The 13921-nt window shown below is 62.1% G+C and carries 14 protein-coding genes; 4 read left to right on the forward strand and 10 right to left on the reverse strand.

The features are described from left to right. Positions 1 to 42: 42 nt before the first annotated feature. The 3 genes from nadA to BKP54_RS05805 all read right to left on the reverse strand — a co-directional run bounded on the left by nadA (position 43) and on the right by BKP54_RS05805 (position 3503). Positions 43 to 1122 (reverse strand): quinolinate synthase NadA, encoded by a 1080-nt coding sequence (nadA, locus tag BKP54_RS05795; RefSeq protein ID WP_025426408.1) that lies wholly within the window; start codon positions 1120 to 1122, stop codon positions 43 to 45. A gap of 169 nt (positions 1123 to 1291) precedes the next feature. Next, positions 1292 to 2530 (reverse strand): MFS transporter, encoded by a 1239-nt coding sequence (locus tag BKP54_RS05800; protein WP_084814309.1) that lies wholly within the window; start codon positions 2528 to 2530, stop codon positions 1292 to 1294. A 106-nt stretch (positions 2531 to 2636) separates the two neighbouring features. Beyond that, on the reverse strand, positions 2637 to 3503 hold the full coding sequence (locus BKP54_RS05805) for an AraC family transcriptional regulator (protein ID WP_025426406.1): 867 nt from the start codon (positions 3501 to 3503) through the stop codon (positions 2637 to 2639). Positions 3504 to 3632: 129 nt separating this feature from the next. On the opposite strand from BKP54_RS05805, the gene BKP54_RS05810 reads away from it, so the two are divergent. Further along, positions 3633 to 4556 (forward strand): phytanoyl-CoA dioxygenase family protein, encoded by a 924-nt coding sequence (locus BKP54_RS05810; protein WP_038576814.1) that lies wholly within the window; start codon positions 3633 to 3635, stop codon positions 4554 to 4556. Positions 4557 to 4585: 29 nt separating this feature from the next. Here the strand turns inward: BKP54_RS05810 and BKP54_RS05815 are convergent, their stop codons facing one another. The 5 genes from BKP54_RS05815 to recO form a co-directional block, all read right to left on the reverse strand. Next, a complete protein-coding gene (locus tag BKP54_RS05815) occupies positions 4586 to 5434 on the reverse strand; it encodes an MOSC domain-containing protein (RefSeq protein WP_025426404.1) in 849 nt (282 codons plus the stop codon). Positions 5435 to 5513: 79 nt separating this feature from the next. Then, entirely contained in the window at positions 5514 to 6170 is a 657-nt protein-coding gene (locus BKP54_RS05820) for an HD domain-containing protein (protein WP_025426403.1), read from the reverse strand. Positions 6171 to 6179: 9 nt separating this feature from the next. After that, positions 6180 to 9008, reverse strand: coding sequence for a DUF2339 domain-containing protein (locus BKP54_RS05825; RefSeq protein ID WP_025426402.1), 2829 nt, complete (start codon positions 9006 to 9008; stop codon positions 6180 to 6182). A 253-nt stretch (positions 9009 to 9261) separates the two neighbouring features. Then, positions 9262 to 9771: a PaaI family thioesterase gene (locus BKP54_RS05830; RefSeq protein WP_057211453.1), complete on the reverse strand. Its 510-nt coding sequence runs from the start codon at positions 9769 to 9771 to the stop codon at positions 9262 to 9264. Between the two features lie 63 nt (positions 9772 to 9834). After that, a complete protein-coding gene (gene recO, locus BKP54_RS05835; RefSeq protein WP_038576811.1) occupies positions 9835 to 10581 on the reverse strand; it encodes a DNA repair protein RecO in 747 nt (248 codons plus the stop codon). A gap of 236 nt (positions 10582 to 10817) precedes the next feature. On the opposite strand from recO, the gene BKP54_RS05840 reads away from it, so the two are divergent. Next, on the forward strand, positions 10818 to 11555 hold the full coding sequence (locus tag BKP54_RS05840; protein WP_025426399.1) for a L,D-transpeptidase: 738 nt from the start codon (positions 10818 to 10820) through the stop codon (positions 11553 to 11555). A gap of 16 nt (positions 11556 to 11571) precedes the next feature. On the opposite strand, the gene BKP54_RS05845 is transcribed toward BKP54_RS05840, so the two are convergent. Then, positions 11572 to 11928, reverse strand: coding sequence for a glyoxalase/bleomycin resistance/dioxygenase family protein (locus BKP54_RS05845; RefSeq protein ID WP_025426398.1), 357 nt, complete (start codon positions 11926 to 11928; stop codon positions 11572 to 11574). 13 nt (positions 11929 to 11941) lie between these two features. Continuing rightward, positions 11942 to 12424 carry an SRPBCC domain-containing protein gene (locus BKP54_RS05850; RefSeq protein WP_057226537.1) on the reverse strand — a complete coding sequence of 161 codons (483 nt, stop codon included), beginning with the start codon at positions 12422 to 12424 and terminating at the stop codon, positions 11942 to 11944. 49 nt (positions 12425 to 12473) lie between these two features. Between BKP54_RS05850 and BKP54_RS05855 the strand changes: the two genes are divergently transcribed. Both BKP54_RS05855 and BKP54_RS05860 read left to right on the forward strand, forming a co-directional pair. Continuing rightward, entirely contained in the window at positions 12474 to 12806 is a 333-nt protein-coding gene (locus BKP54_RS05855) for a helix-turn-helix domain-containing protein (RefSeq protein WP_025426396.1), read from the forward strand. 69 nt (positions 12807 to 12875) lie between these two features. Next, positions 12876 to 13919, forward strand: a complete 1044-nt coding sequence (locus BKP54_RS05860) for an NAD-dependent epimerase (protein WP_057211454.1) — start codon at positions 12876 to 12878, stop codon at positions 13917 to 13919. The last annotated feature ends 2 nt before the right edge of the window (positions 13920 to 13921 follow it).

Consider the following 13921-nt stretch of genomic DNA (forward strand, 5'->3'; position numbering starts at 1 on the left):
TCCAGCGCATGCTTGTATGCCGGGCCTTTCGCCCGGCAGGTGTTATTGCTTGAGGTTGACCATGCGTTCGACTGCAAGGCGCGCCCGATCGGCGATCGCCGGATCGACCAGAACCTCTTCCGTCATGGTGAGCAGGCTGTCGAGAATCTTCGGCAGCGTGATGCGCTTCATGTGCGGACAGAGATTGCAGGGCTTGATGAACTCGACGCCTTCGATCTCGGCCTGGATGTTCGATGCCATCGAGCATTCGGTGACGAGCAGGACCTTCGACGGCCGGTGGTCTTTGACGTAGTTGATCATGCCCGATGTCGAGCCGGCGAAATCGCAAACGGCAATCACATCCGGATGGCATTCGGGATGGCCGATGATCTCGATGCCCGGATTGGCTTCCTTGTAGGCCAGCAGTTCGGCGGCGGTGAAGCGCTCATGCACCTCGCAGTGGCCCTTCCAGGTCAGGATCTTCTTGTTGGTCTGGCGTGCGACGTTCATGGCCAGATATTCGTCCGGGATGCACAGCACCGTGTCCGATGCGAAGCTCTCAACGACCGCAAGCACGTTCGACGAGGTGCAGCAGATATCCGTCTCGGCCTTCACGTCGGCGGAGGTGTTGACGTAGGTGACGACGGGAACGCCGGGGTAACGCTGCTTCAGCAACCGTACATCCGCGCCGGTAATCGATTCCGACAGCGAGCAGCCGGCCTTTCCATCAGGGATCAGCACGGTCTTTTCCGGGCTCAACAGTTTGGAGGTCTCCGCCATGAAGTGAACGCCGCATTGGATGATGATCTCGGCATCGACCTTGCTGGCGTCGCGCGCCAACTGCAGCGAGTCCCCGACGATATCGGCGACGCAATGGAAGATATCGGGCGTCTGGTAGTTATGCGCGAGGATGACGGCGTTGCGCTCTTTCTTCAGCCGGTTGATGGCGTGAACGTAAGGCGCATAGACCGGCCACTCGATCGCCGGAATGAAATCCTTCACCTTCTCGTAAAGATGCTCCGTCTCGCGCGCGACTGCGGGTGTGAAAGCAAGCTCGGGTCTTTCGATGACGCCGAAGCGCTGGGCGGCGCTTACAAGAACCGGGTTCGCCACGGCCTGCGTGCGGGTGTCAAGGCGCGTCATCGAGATCTCCTCTCCGCCCCTCTCCTGGGCGGCTCTTCAATTATGCTCAAAATGAGCATAATTGAACCAAAACAAAAGCGGCAAAGCCGCATGGATTGATTTAGAAAGTTTTGTGACAGAATTCAAGAACGGAACGTCGCATTTTGCGACGCCCCGTTCACGGATTTCTTCAGGCCATGGCAGGCCGGGGAACGGCTTTCTCCTCGATCGGCCAATGAACGACGGCCGCAAACAGGCCGAGCGCCACGCCTAGCCACCATACCGGATCATAGGAGCCGAAGCGGTCATAGAGGTATCCGCCCATCCACACGCCCAGGAACGAACCCACCTGGTGCGAGAGAAAGACGATGCCGCCGAGCAGGCCGAGATGGCGTGTCCCGAACATGATGGCAACGAGCGCGTTTGTCGGCGGCACGGTCGAAAGCCAGAGCAAGCCCATGACGATTGCAAAGACAATGACCGAGGTCGGCGATTGCGGCAGCAGCAGGAAGGCGGTGACCGCGACCGACCGGGCAATGTAGATCAGCGCCAGGAAATAGGGCTTGGAATAATGTTGGCCGATGAAGCCGGCCGACAGCGAGCCGATGATGTTGAAGAACCCGATCAGCGCCAGCGCGATTACCGCATAGCGGGCGTCGATGCCGATGTCGCCGATATAAGCAGGGAAATGCGCGGTGATGAAGGCCACCTGGTAGCCGCAGACGAAGAAACCGGAGACCAGTAGCAGGTAGCTCTTGTGGCCGAGCGCTTCCTTCAGCGCCTGACCGATCGACTGCTTGTACTGCGCTTCCGTCTGCCGGCCGGAGGAAGCGTTTCCACGCAACGGAATGGCGAACAACGGCACCAGCAACATCAACACCCCGAGATAGACAAGGCTGTCCGACCAGCCATAGGCGGAGATCAGCCCCTGGCTCAGAGGCGCGAACAGAAACATGCCGGCGGACCCTGCCGCCGTGCAGATGCCGAAGGCAATGGAGCGCTGGTGCGGCGTGACGTTGCGGGCGAATGCGGAGAGCAGAATGCCGAACGAACCGGAGCCGACAGCCATGCCGATCAAGACGCCGCCACCGATGTGCAACCAGATCGCCGCATTGGCGTGGGCCATGATGAACAGGCCGGAGGCGTAGAGAAGCCCCGACATGGTCAGCACGCGCCAGGTGCCGAACTTGTCGGCGATCGCGCCGAAGAAGGGCTGGCTCAGCCCCCAGCAGAGGTTCTGCAACGCCATTGCCAGACCGAAGGTCGTGCGGTCCCAACCGGTCTCGGCAAGCATCGGCAGCTGGAAGAAGCCCATCGCCGAGCGAGGACCGAAGGTGAGCATCGCAACGAGCGAGCCGGCGACAATAATCAGCCAAGGCATTTCCTGGCGAACGCTCGACGGCGCGGATGCTCCCGAAATGGCGGACATGGGTTTTCTCCTGATGACGAAGCGCGACCCTACGCGGACGCTAAAATAGATAAAAGCCAATTAAATTGACGACGCGATCACCGGAATTGATGAGGCCGGAAGCCACTCATCGGACATGCTGAAACCGCTGGCGAAACAGTCGTGGCGTCATACCCTTCTGGACCCTGAACTGCCGGTTGAAATTGGCGATCGAGCGATAGCCGACCGCCTCGGCCACATGAGCGATGGATTTTCCGGAGCCGGATAGAAGCGCGCAGGCCTCGCCGATCCTCAGCCGCATCAGATACTCCGAGATCGGCATGTCGAGATGGCGCAGGAACAGGCGGTGCAGGCCCGAGAGACTGAGGGCGGCAATATCCGCAAGCTCGTCCATCGAAGGGCTTTCGGCATAGGTGAGGTGGATGTGATCGAGCACGCGGTCGAGGCGACCACGATCGACGGCCCTGCCCGAGGGCGCGACGACCCGGTTAGACAATGGCGTTACATGCTCGTCCCGCGCAAGGATCGTCAGCAGCGCAAGGACATCCGGCAACCGCTCTTCAGGCTCGAGCGTACGCAGGCGCTCGAACAGCGGCCGAACGCGACGGGCTGCTCCTTGCGAGAATTGCAGGCCGGGCGCGGAGCGATCGAACATTGCCCGCACGCCACCGAGCTCGACAAAGCCGTCCTGCATCCGCTCCACCCATTCCGGGTGGAACCAGAGTACCAGCGCCACATGGGGCGCCCCCTCATCGACCTTGGACGCGGAATGCCATGTGTGCGGCAGGTTCGACCCGACCAGCACGAGATCGCCATCATCATAGGTGCCGATGTGGTCGCCGACGAAACGCTGGCCGCGCGAGTTCAGCGTAAGGGTCAGCTCGAATTCCGGATGGTGATGCCACTGAAACGGGATGCAATCGTCAAGCCGTCGGTCGAGAAGGATGGAGGATGCTTCCGTGGGCCTTGGGATCTTCTGCAGAACGGCCTTCATATTGCGCTCATCTGGATCATGACGCCAGATTAGTACCAATCTTTGCCGTACGAAGGCAACATGCCAGCCACGGAACGCCTAATCTGCCTGCATCGACAGAAAGACGCAGATGCACAGGAGGCCTTGCGCATGCTCAGAGACAGCCACCCCACAGCCGCCGCCGAAACCCAACTGAAGGACATCAAGAAGCGCCTCCCGTTGCGCGTGCTCTCGGAGGAGGACTGGCAGCACTGGATCACCAAGGGTTACGTGATCGTCCGGCAGGCCGTGCCGGCAGCCAATGTCGAGCGGCTCGTCGAACTGCTCTGGCGCTTCGACGAGAAGGATCCAGCCGACCCTTCGACCTGGTACGCGCCGCAGCGCCGCGAACACAAGATGAAGGAACTCAACAACACCGGCATGCTGGAGATCTACAATCACCAATATCTCTGGGACAATCGCCAGGAACCGCGCATCTATGGTGCCTTCGTCGATATCTGGGACCGGGAGGATCTTTGGGTGACGATCGACCGCGCCAACCTCAACCCGCCGAAAAGGGTCAAGGGAAATCCCAACGGTTTCATTCATTGGGACGTCGACACCTCGATCCGTCCGCTGCCGATCGGCGTCCAGGGCGTGCTCAGCCTGCAGAAGCAGGATGGCGATGTCGGCGGCTTTCAGTGTGTTCCTGAGCTGTTTGAAAACTTCGCCACCTGGGAAAAGACCCAACCGGCGGACAGAGACCCCATGCACCCCGACATGTCAGGCCTTTCGACCGTCAATATCGAGATGGAGGCAGGTGACCTGATGATTTTCAACAGCCTGCTTGCCCACGGCGTCCGGCCCAACCATTCCGATGGCAGGGTTCGCATGGCACAGTACATCTCCATGCATCCAGCCAAGTGGAACAACAGAGCCGAACGCGAAGAACGCGTGCGGCTCTGGCGGGAGCTCGACCATCCGAAGCGCGACGCCTTTCCGGGCGATCCGCGCGAATGGGAAAAGCACAACGCCACGCCCGCCAACCTCTCGGACCTCGGGGCAAAGCTGCTCGGCGTAACGCCCTGGTTCTGAGGCGGAGATCGTAGGTGGCTTCCGCCGGTTCAGGAAGCGCGCACCTTCATCGGCCAGCGCTCCCGGCGCCGGTCGACAATCCGCGCCTCGTCGCCGAGCTTCAAGGTTCCTTCGCCGCGCGGCACGACGTTCCAACCGAACAGCACGCCCGCCACGCGGCGGTCGGCCGACATGCGCTTTTCGGCGAGGCCCTGGATCGGATTGCCGCCGATGCGTTCGCCGGTGATCTGGTCCTGGGTGGTCATGATGCAGCGGGCGCAGGGTTTGACGAAATCGAAGCGGATGCCGCCGATCTCCAGGCTCTCCCAGAAATCCTCGTCCCAGGCCTCATCGCAATCGAGCAGGATGTTGGTGCGGAACCGGTCCATGCCGACGGGCTCCTGCCCCTTCTCCGCAAGTGTACGGTTCAGATCGGCAAGCGAGCCTGTGGTGGTGATCAGCACCGGAAAGCCATCAGCAAAACCGACGGGTGCTGCCGTGCCGGCCCACTCGGCACCGACGAAACGCTCCGCCGAAGCATCCATATGGGCAAGCTTGACGGGCCGGCCGAACCAGCCCGACAGCGTCTCGTTTGTTGCATCGTCGGCCACTGCCGCATCGACGTCGCTTGCCCAGACGCGCACGTCGAGCCGCTGGTCAGGATCGAAGCGCACGATGAGTGCCTTGTCGCCCATCTTCAGCTGCACGCCGCCATCAATGTGGTTTGCCTCGACCTGTGCCAGCGTCTGCAGCTCGCGCTGGGTGATGAAACGCCCATCCGGCTCCACCAGCATGAAACGGCGGTCGCCCTCGAAACCATCGAGATTGACGGTGACCGTCTCAAGCGGGATCGCCCGGCCGCTCTTCAGCGGATGAATGTTCAGTCCGGTCACCTTCATCGAAAACGCTCCACGTTGAGAAACAGATTCAGGCCGTTCGCGATCTGATTCACAGGACGGCGGTAATGGATTGAAAGGCTTAGATTTCATCCAGCATCATGGCAAGCACATCGCGCAGCCGTTGCTGGCGTTCGAGCGCCAGCCTGCGACCGGTAGCCGTCTGAAATCCATCGGCCAGCTTGAACAGCTTGGTCTCGAAATGGTCAATGGCAAAGGCCTTGTCGTCGAGCTCTCGATCCTCTGCCAGCGGATCGAGCGGATCGTAAAGGCCGCTGCCCATGCGCCCGGCGATGTAGAAGCAGCGGGCAGCGCCGACCATGCCGATCGCATCCAGTCGGTCTGCATCCTGCAGGATCTTCGCCTCGATCGTCTCGGGCGTGATGCTGGCCGAAAAGCTGTGGGTGAGAATTGCATGGGCGACGGACGATATGGCTTCAGCCGACCAGCCGAGATCGCGCAGGATGTCGGCGGCTTTTTCAGCCGCAAGCCTTGAGGCCTGCGTGCGATGCGGCGAGTTCTTTTCGACAGAAACGCAATCGTGCAGCAACACGGCTGCGGAGAGCACGCGTTCGTCACCACCCTCTTCGGCATGGATGCGGGCGGCGTTCTTCCAGACCCGGATCAGGTGGGATGCATCATGCGAACCGTCATCTGCCGCAAAAGCATGCGGCAGGAGAACGGCGGCGAGATCAGCATGCGGCGCGAATGCCGCCGCCAATGCAAAATTACGAGTCATGGCATCAACCTATTGCGGCTGTGTCGGCGCAGCAGACGACTGCCGCGTCACGCCGACGCCCGAAAGGATCTTCTGGTAGAACAGCCCGATGCCGATCAAAACGCCGCCGAGCCCGATGAAGGAGAGCGCGCGCAGGAAGCCCTCGAGATTGGACATGTCGATCAGGAAGACCTTCAGAACGGCAATGAAGACCAGCACGGCCGAGGCGATGCGAATGCTCTTGGCATTGAAGCGCGAGCCGAACACCAAAAGCAGCACGCCGAGCACCAGCCAGACGACCGAATAGGTGTAGGTCTCACCCTGCAGGAAGCCTTTCCAGTCCACGATGTTCTCCCCCTGCCAGAGGCGCCGGACGGAAAGCGTTGCCCATGCAAAAGCGAGGATCGCGCCACTGACGGCGAGCGCCATGACGTAGGGCAATGGTCGTTTGCCGCGCGCATACCAGGCAAGGCCCGCATAACCGATGCCCGGCAGGAGATAGCCGATCAAAAGCAGATCGAAGAACGGGATGGCCCCCAAGAGTTCGCCGCTGAAATACGGATTGAGCCCGAAGAGATGCGCTGAGAGAACCGAGAGCATCGAGAACACGCCAAGCCCCATGCCGCCGTAGCGGAAGACAGGGCTTGGTGACTTCATGTCCAGCGTCATGAACACACCCGAGGCACCGATCGCCAGCAACGTGTAGATCGACTGCTCGCCAAGCGTCGGTACGGCGCTGTCGAGCACGCCACCGTTCATGGCATGGCGAACGAGGATCGCCAGCGTCAACAGCACGAAGAGGCTCGCCAGGGCCTGCAGCAGGTTGCGCACACGCACATCCGGCCAGGATCGGACGAGATAGGCAGAGGCGACAAGCAAGAGCGCGGGAATGCCGTAGCCCGGCAACAGCGCATTGAACACCGGCGTGGTGCCGAGGTTTTCAGCGCCGACGATCGTCGGCTCCCAGGCGATACGGCCAAGAACGACGATCGCCGCTGCGCCGGTCATCCAGGGCAGGATTGGCCAGGTCCGAACACGGGTCGCGCCGGCATAGGCAGTCCCAAGCAGCGCAATCGCCAGGGTGGTGACGAGGCCATCGGTCCAGGCATGCAAGGCGATCACGAAGAGCGCAAAGGAGCCGGTAACCAGAAGGCTCGAGGCGATATCCACGCCCTCTGCTTCGCCGTCACGGCGATAGAGCCAATCGGCAAGCGCCAGCAGACCACCACCGACAACGAGCGCGAAAAGGCCGTGCGGCAGATCGAAGGTGTAGTTGCCGGTCATCAGGAATGACATCGTGGTCAGAGCAACCGGAACGACGGCGGCAATGCCGGCCCACAGGATAGCGAACTGCGGGTGTTCGCGCAGGCGGCGGGTGAGCACGAATGCGCCGAACAGCACGAACAGCGTTGCCAGCAGCAAGGCCGTCAGCGTCGCGGTTCGGCTGGGCAGAACGATCTCCGGCGCAACACCGGCAAGCGAAGAGTCGAGATAGGCAAGGACGCCGCTCAGCGCCGTCAGGCTGCCGATGCCGACGATCGCGCCGAGGGCAGACAGCAGGGCCGGATAGACGGCATTCGTCCGCCATGCGCCGAGTGCGGCCAGGGCCGCGACCACGACGAAGAACTCCTTGACGGGATATTCCACGGCGCTGACGGCCGGGCTGATGAAGATCAGAGCGAGCACGGTCGCGGCAATGGCCGCGGAAACGCTGATGGCGGCATAGGCCGGCGTGAAGAGCTTCTCCCACGGGCCGGCAACCGCAATCGGGCGGTTCGTCGGCTCAGGCAACGGCTCACTGGGCGCATCGGTGTCCATCGCACCCGGCCAGACCAGCCCGACACCCAGGATCATCACCAGCAGCGCAAAGGCGACCGGCAGCGCGTCGAAGGGCGATACCGCGGTGACATAGGCAAGCCCCCAGAGCCCGATGCCGACATTGGCGAGCGTCGGCACGACCATCCAGCGCCGCAACCGCGACGCCAATAAGGTCGCGAGCCACACGACCGACAGGAAGCCGAAGAGAACCCAGGGGCGCGGCTCATCGCTCGATACCAGCAACGGTGTGATCAGCGAGGCAAGCAAGCCGAGGCCGGCCAGCGCCTGCCCATGCAGCAACGACAGGCCGACGGTTGCGAGCGAAATCATCGCCAGCAGCACGAAGGCCGTCGCCGTGCCGATGAAGCCATAGATGTCATAAGCCGCATAGGCGACCCCGAACAACGTGACGGCACCGGCGGCAGTGAGGATGCCGGGGATCATCGCATTCTGGAATTCGTTGGCGATAACGGGCACGGCGCGACGGCGAATGACCTCGCCAGCCGCAGCCAGCAGCAAACCGAAGAGTGCGGCCAGCGTCAGCCGGACGGCAGGGCTCAGAAGACCGGCGTCGATCGAATACTTGACCATGAAGACGCCACCGAGCGCCAGTGCGATGCCGCCGACCCAGACGGCCCAGCGGGCACCGAGACGGCTTTCCAGGCTTTCCACCTGCCGGGATGGCGCTGCATCGACGGAGGTCGCCTCGACGCTCGCGGCCACGGCTTCGTCGGATGCGGTTTCGGGCTCGGTCGGTTCGGCATTGCCGAAGATCCTTGCGCCTTCGCGAGCGCTCGCCGAGAGCCCATCGACGCCTTCATCATCGTCGGTCACCGCATCGGCGGAGCGTTCAGAAAGCGCTGCCGCCTGCTCCGACGCGATATCGCCTTCCGGCGCTGCGAGCCCGGCCGCAGCCGTCAATCGCGCGATCTCCTTCTTGAGCGCGGCGACTTCGCTGTCCAACCGTTCTGCTGTCTTCCTGCCGCCGAAAAAGGCGGAGAGCGCCAGAACAAAAGCGACTAAGGCAATAACTTCAATCATGTTTTCCCCTGGCGGCAATATTCGCAGGCCGATCGCGACCATACAGAGTTTTGCACGACCGCCAAAGGCATAGACGGTTGAGAGCCCCAATCTCTTCGCGGAAATGTATAAGTTTCATTCACGTGATGCGCCGGCGTCGCGACAGCCGAGCAGCTATGAGGCACAGCCAACGGCATCCCACTCACGTATGCGACTTCCGCCGGCGCCCATGTGAGCGCCGACGATCGTTGCAGCGTCGGGGAAAGGGCGGCTGCTATCGGCGCAGATTGTCGATCGGGAAGATCGCGCAGGTTTCCGTCCCGTGCGCCAGAAGCTTGCCACCAGCATCACGCAGCCAGGCCTCCGACGTGGCGATGGTGCGGCCACGGTGGACGATCTTGCCTTCGCAGAAGACTTCGCCCATGCCGGGCAGCAAGGGCCGCACCAGGTTTACCTTGAATTCGACAGTGGTGTAGGCCTCGCCGGGCTTCATCATCGTGAACACTGCGCATCCCAGCGCCGAATCCATCACCGTCGCCGTCCAGCCGCCATGCACGGTTCCAAGCGGGTTCAGATGCTCCTCGGTCGGCAGCCCCTTGAAGACCACCCGCCCCTCCTCGACCTCGGTCAGGCCAAACTTGAGCGTTGCCGACATCGGCGGCGCCGGCAGGTCGCCCTTCAAAAGATCCTGCATGACCTTGAGGCCGCCGTCGCGCGCAACGCGATCCAGCGGAAGCACGCCGATGCCGGATACAGGCATGCCGGGGAAAAGTTCTTGAAACATGCAAACTCCCTTGAGGTGTGACAGCCTCTTTCACACGCCCGATCGGACGCGCGGCGCTGTCGATCACGCGGCTGAAGAAGAAGGCCTCAATGCCTTGAGCGCCGCATTGACGAAACCATCGCGCGCGGACGAAACCTTGAGGCCGCGTGGCTCATAGACATGGCGGTTGAGAAAGAAGGCCGTCAGGCGGAAGGCGGCGGCAAGGCTGTCATAGTCGGCCGCACTTCGCGCTTCGACGGCGAGAAACTCCGGCAGCGCGAGCATGCGGTCGGCATAGGGCATGCCGGCTGCGCGGCAGACGGCCCGGCCCGACTTCGGCGACACGAAGGCCAGGTCTTCGCGCGTTCCGGTCGCCACGCATTCGGTCAGATCAAGCCCGAAACCAAGATCGTTCAAAACGGCAAGTTCGAAGCGCACGAACAGTTCACCGGCATCGGCCGGATCCTCGAGGTGATCGACGATGACGGCCAGCGCCTCATAGAGATGCGGATGCGGATCGCGCTCCGGCAGCAGGCGTAAAAGCGCGCCCAGCGCCTGGATGCCATAGACTGACGTGGCCGCCTCCATCAGCCGCGCCGCCCGGAGTTCGAGCGGCTCGATGCGGAACTCGCCCATATGCTCATCGAGCCGCGCGCGCCAGGTCAATTCGACGGTATTTCCCGGCTGAAGGACGGGCTGCATGGTGCGCGAACGGCCGGACCGCACCATGCCAAGATGCCGGCCCCGCGACGCAGTCATGACTTCGGCGATGGCCGAGCTTTCGCCGTGCCGCCTGATCCCGAGAATGATGGCCTGATCGCTCCATTGCATGAAAAAGGCATACACCCGCGATGGAAAGCGGATCAAGCGATGATGCCAGTCTGGCATCGCGATCTAGCGCTTTCACGCAGACCTCCGCACTGTCGCCTTTCGGTGACACTCACCAATTGCCTCAATTCCGTCGCGCTCTTGCCTCCCCGAGGCCATGTTTGGCATTAGAACGGCCGTACACGGCGGCAACGTCCGCTCCCTCCCGAAATGCAATCAGCAGGAATATTGACCCGATTATGTGTGTGTCCCGGAACAGCGCCGGCCGCTTGGCGCAGCTCTTCGCCCTCCTTCTTGCCACGTCCACGCTCGCAGGCTGCGTGACCAGCGGCGGACCGGCGAAGCCGAAGGGACCCGATCCCTACTATGTCGCGATGTATGGACCGAAGCCGGACGAAAAGTTTCCGCTCGACGCCATCGATATCAGGAAGGTCGATACGCGCTATCTGCGCCAGCAGGTTGCCTATGCGACCCATGAGCCGCCCGGCACCATCGTGATCGACACGCAGAATCGCTTCCTCTACCTGGTCCAGGACGGCGGCATGGCGATGCGCTACGGTATCGGGGTCGGCAAGGCCGGCCTGGAATTCGAAGGCGAAGCCCGTATCGGCCGCAAGGCCGAATGGCCGCGCTGGACGCCCACCTCCAGCATGGTCGCGCGCGAACCCGAACGCTACGGCCCGCTTGCCGGCGGCATGGAACCGGGCGTGCGCAACCCGCTTGGGCCGCGCGCGCTCTACCTTTTCCAGGGCGACCGCGACACGCTGTTCCGCATCCACGGAACCACCGAGGCCTGGTCGATCGGCAAGGCGGTATCGAGCGGCTGCATCCGGCTCTTCAACCCTGATATCATCGATCTCTACAGCCGCGTGCCGAAGGATTCGCGCGTCGTCGTGCTGCAGGCGGAAGCGCCGATGAATGAGACGCTCGCGCCAATGTCGACGCCGGCAAACGCCGGCGAGCCGTTCGCCTACTAATCCCGCTGCCGGGCGCCTACCAGGCGTCCGGCGTGCGCAGCATGTGCACAATGTTGGCCGGGTTCATGATCCAGCCGCCGCGAAAGCCTTCGCCGAGATCCTCGACCGCATCGCAGCGCACCACGCCTTTTTCGGCAAGCCCGCCGAGTGCGGCCTCATGGTCGTCGGTGAAGAGTTCGAGCCACACCTCCGCCTGGCTGTAATTCGGCGCCTCGTCGATCCAAAGCCTGTTAGGACCGAGGATAAAACCCTTGGCCGGCGCCTTCTCGTCGAAAGGCTCGAGACCGACCGTGTCGCGGTAGAAGGCGACGACCGCCTCATATTGGTGCGACGGCACCTTCATAGCGATGTTGATACCACCCGTAATCGTCATCGTGTGATCTCCCTTAAAGCGGCGGCTCGGTTGCGGGCTGCCCGGACAATTCGCTGACGTAGTAGCCCTGGCGCAGGTTGATGCCGTATTCGAGCCAGGCCTTCATGCAGGCCAGCATTTGCGACCAACCCTCGCAGTTCATGTAGGAACTCTTCTGTCCGCGCGCGTTTTCGCGCCAGCCGGTTTCGGCGATCGTCACCATGGTGGCGCCGTCCTCGAGTGGCTGGAAGCGCATCTCGACCTTGGTGCGATAAGGCTCCTCCTCCTTCTCCACCAACGCATCCCAGCGAAGGACGATGCGCTCGTGGGGTTCCACGGCCTCGACCTCTATCGGCACGTTGCCCCACCAGGTAACCGTTGTTCCGGCGACCAAGGGCCCACTGACCCCGCCAAGGGTGACGAAGTACTTGCTGATCTGATCAGGATTGACCACGGCATCGAATACCTCGGCGACAGGCCGGTCGATGCGTCCATTCACACGAAATTCGAAAGACATGACCTCTTCTCCCATTGTGCTGACACAGCATATGTTATAAAAATATAACATGTCAACCGATTCGAAAGATGACCTTGTTTTCAAGGCACTCGCCAACGGCCTGCGCCGACAGATCCTCGACGCCCTGAAGGATGAGCCGCAGACGACCGGCATGCTCTGCGAGCAGTTTGACAGCCTTGATCGCTGCACCGTCATGCAGCATTTAAGAGTTCTCGAAGACGCCGATCTGGTGATCGTTCAGCGTGAGGGCCGCGAGCGCTGGAACCACCTCAACGCCATGCCGATCCAGGCCATCCACAATCGTTGGATCAGCCAGTATGCCGGCCAGGCGATGTCGATCCTTTCCGCCCTTCAGCAAGGGCTCGACCGCCCCTCGGAATGACGGTTTCGGCTTTCCATTGCCCTGCTTTCTTCGTATGAACGCGCGACAACGCAATCTGGGGATATCGTCTTGCGCTACCTCATCACCGGCACGGCCGGCTTCATCGGTTTTCATCTTGCAAAGCGACTGATCGACGAAGGGCATTTCGTCGTCGGCTTCGACGGAATGACGCCCTACTACGACGTCACGCTCAAGGAACAGCGCCACGCGATCCTCGCCCGCTCGAACGGCTTCAAGGCGGTCGTCGGCATGCTGGAAGACCGGGATGCGCTGAACCACGCCGCAGAGCTTGCCGAGCCGGAGGTCATCATCCATCTGGCTGCCCAGGCCGGCGTCCGCTACAGCCTGGAAAACCCCAAGGCCTATGTCGATTCCAACCTCATCGGCTCCTGGAACATGTTGGAGTTGGCGCGCGAAATCGGCCCCAAGCACCTGATGCTGGCCTCGACCTCATCGATCTACGGCGCCAACGAAAAGATCCCTTTCGCCGAGACAGACCGGGCCGACGAGCCGATGACGATCTACGCGGCGACGAAGAAATCGATGGAACTGATGGCGCACAGCTATGCCCATCTCTACAAGGTGCCGACGACGGCCTTCCGTTTCTTCACGGTCTATGGCCCCTGGGGTCGGCCCGACATGGCGCTGTTCAAGTTCATCGACGCCATCCACAACGACCGGCCGATCGACATTTACGGCGAAGGCCGCATGAGCCGCGACTTCACCTATATCGACGATCTCGTCGAAGGCATCCTCAGGCTTTCGCATGTCCTCCCCTCGGAGGAAAACCGGGTGCCATCCGAAAAGGCGCAGGACACGCTGTCGCGGCAGGCGCCATTCCGCGTCGTCAATATCGGCGGCGGCCAGCCGGTCGAACTGATGACCTTCATCGAGACGATCGAAAAGGCAGTCGGTCGCCCGGCGCTTCGCAACATGCTGCCGATGCAGCAGGGCGATGTGCCACGCACCTATGCGTCTCCGGATCTGCTTGAGGCGCTCACCGATTTCAAGCCGTCGATTTCGGTGGAAGACGGTGTCGCGCGCTTTGCAGCCTGGTATGACGAATATTACGGTCGCTCCGAGAAGGCTGGCTCGCCGGCCCGGCAGGCCTGAGG

The organism is Ensifer sp. 1H6 (assembly GCF_001976035.1).
In the GTDB taxonomy this organism is placed as follows: domain Bacteria; phylum Pseudomonadota; class Alphaproteobacteria; order Rhizobiales; family Rhizobiaceae; genus Ensifer; species Ensifer canadensis.

What these genes read in the sequence shown, in the direction of transcription:
- nadA (WP_025426408.1), bottom strand. Translation starts at nt 1,122, where the DNA reads ATGACGCGCCTTGACACCCGCACGCAGGCCGTGGCGAACCCGGTTCTT.
- BKP54_RS05800 (WP_084814309.1), bottom strand. Translation starts at nt 2,530, where the DNA reads ATGTCCGCCATTTCGGGAGCATCCGCGCCGTCGAGCGTTCGCCAGGAA.
- BKP54_RS05805 (WP_025426406.1), bottom strand. Translation starts at nt 3,503, where the DNA reads ATGAAGGCCGTTCTGCAGAAGATCCCAAGGCCCACGGAAGCATCCTCC.
- BKP54_RS05810 (WP_038576814.1), top strand. Translation starts at nt 3,633, where the DNA reads ATGCTCAGAGACAGCCACCCCACAGCCGCCGCCGAAACCCAACTGAAG.
- BKP54_RS05815 (WP_025426404.1), bottom strand. Translation starts at nt 5,434, where the DNA reads ATGAAGGTGACCGGACTGAACATTCATCCGCTGAAGAGCGGCCGGGCG.
- BKP54_RS05820 (WP_025426403.1), bottom strand. Translation starts at nt 6,170, where the DNA reads ATGACTCGTAATTTTGCATTGGCGGCGGCATTCGCGCCGCATGCTGAT.
- BKP54_RS05825 (WP_025426402.1), bottom strand. Translation starts at nt 9,008, where the DNA reads ATGATTGAAGTTATTGCCTTAGTCGCTTTTGTTCTGGCGCTCTCCGCC.
- BKP54_RS05830 (WP_057211453.1), bottom strand. Translation starts at nt 9,771, where the DNA reads ATGTTTCAAGAACTTTTCCCCGGCATGCCTGTATCCGGCATCGGCGTG.
- recO (WP_038576811.1), bottom strand. Translation starts at nt 10,581, where the DNA reads ATGCAATGGAGCGATCAGGCCATCATTCTCGGGATCAGGCGGCACGGC.
- BKP54_RS05840 (WP_025426399.1), top strand. Translation starts at nt 10,818, where the DNA reads ATGTGTGTGTCCCGGAACAGCGCCGGCCGCTTGGCGCAGCTCTTCGCC.
- BKP54_RS05845 (WP_025426398.1), bottom strand. Translation starts at nt 11,928, where the DNA reads ATGACGATTACGGGTGGTATCAACATCGCTATGAAGGTGCCGTCGCAC.
- BKP54_RS05850 (WP_057226537.1), bottom strand. Translation starts at nt 12,424, where the DNA reads ATGTCTTTCGAATTTCGTGTGAATGGACGCATCGACCGGCCTGTCGCC.
- BKP54_RS05855 (WP_025426396.1), top strand. Translation starts at nt 12,474, where the DNA reads ATGTCAACCGATTCGAAAGATGACCTTGTTTTCAAGGCACTCGCCAAC.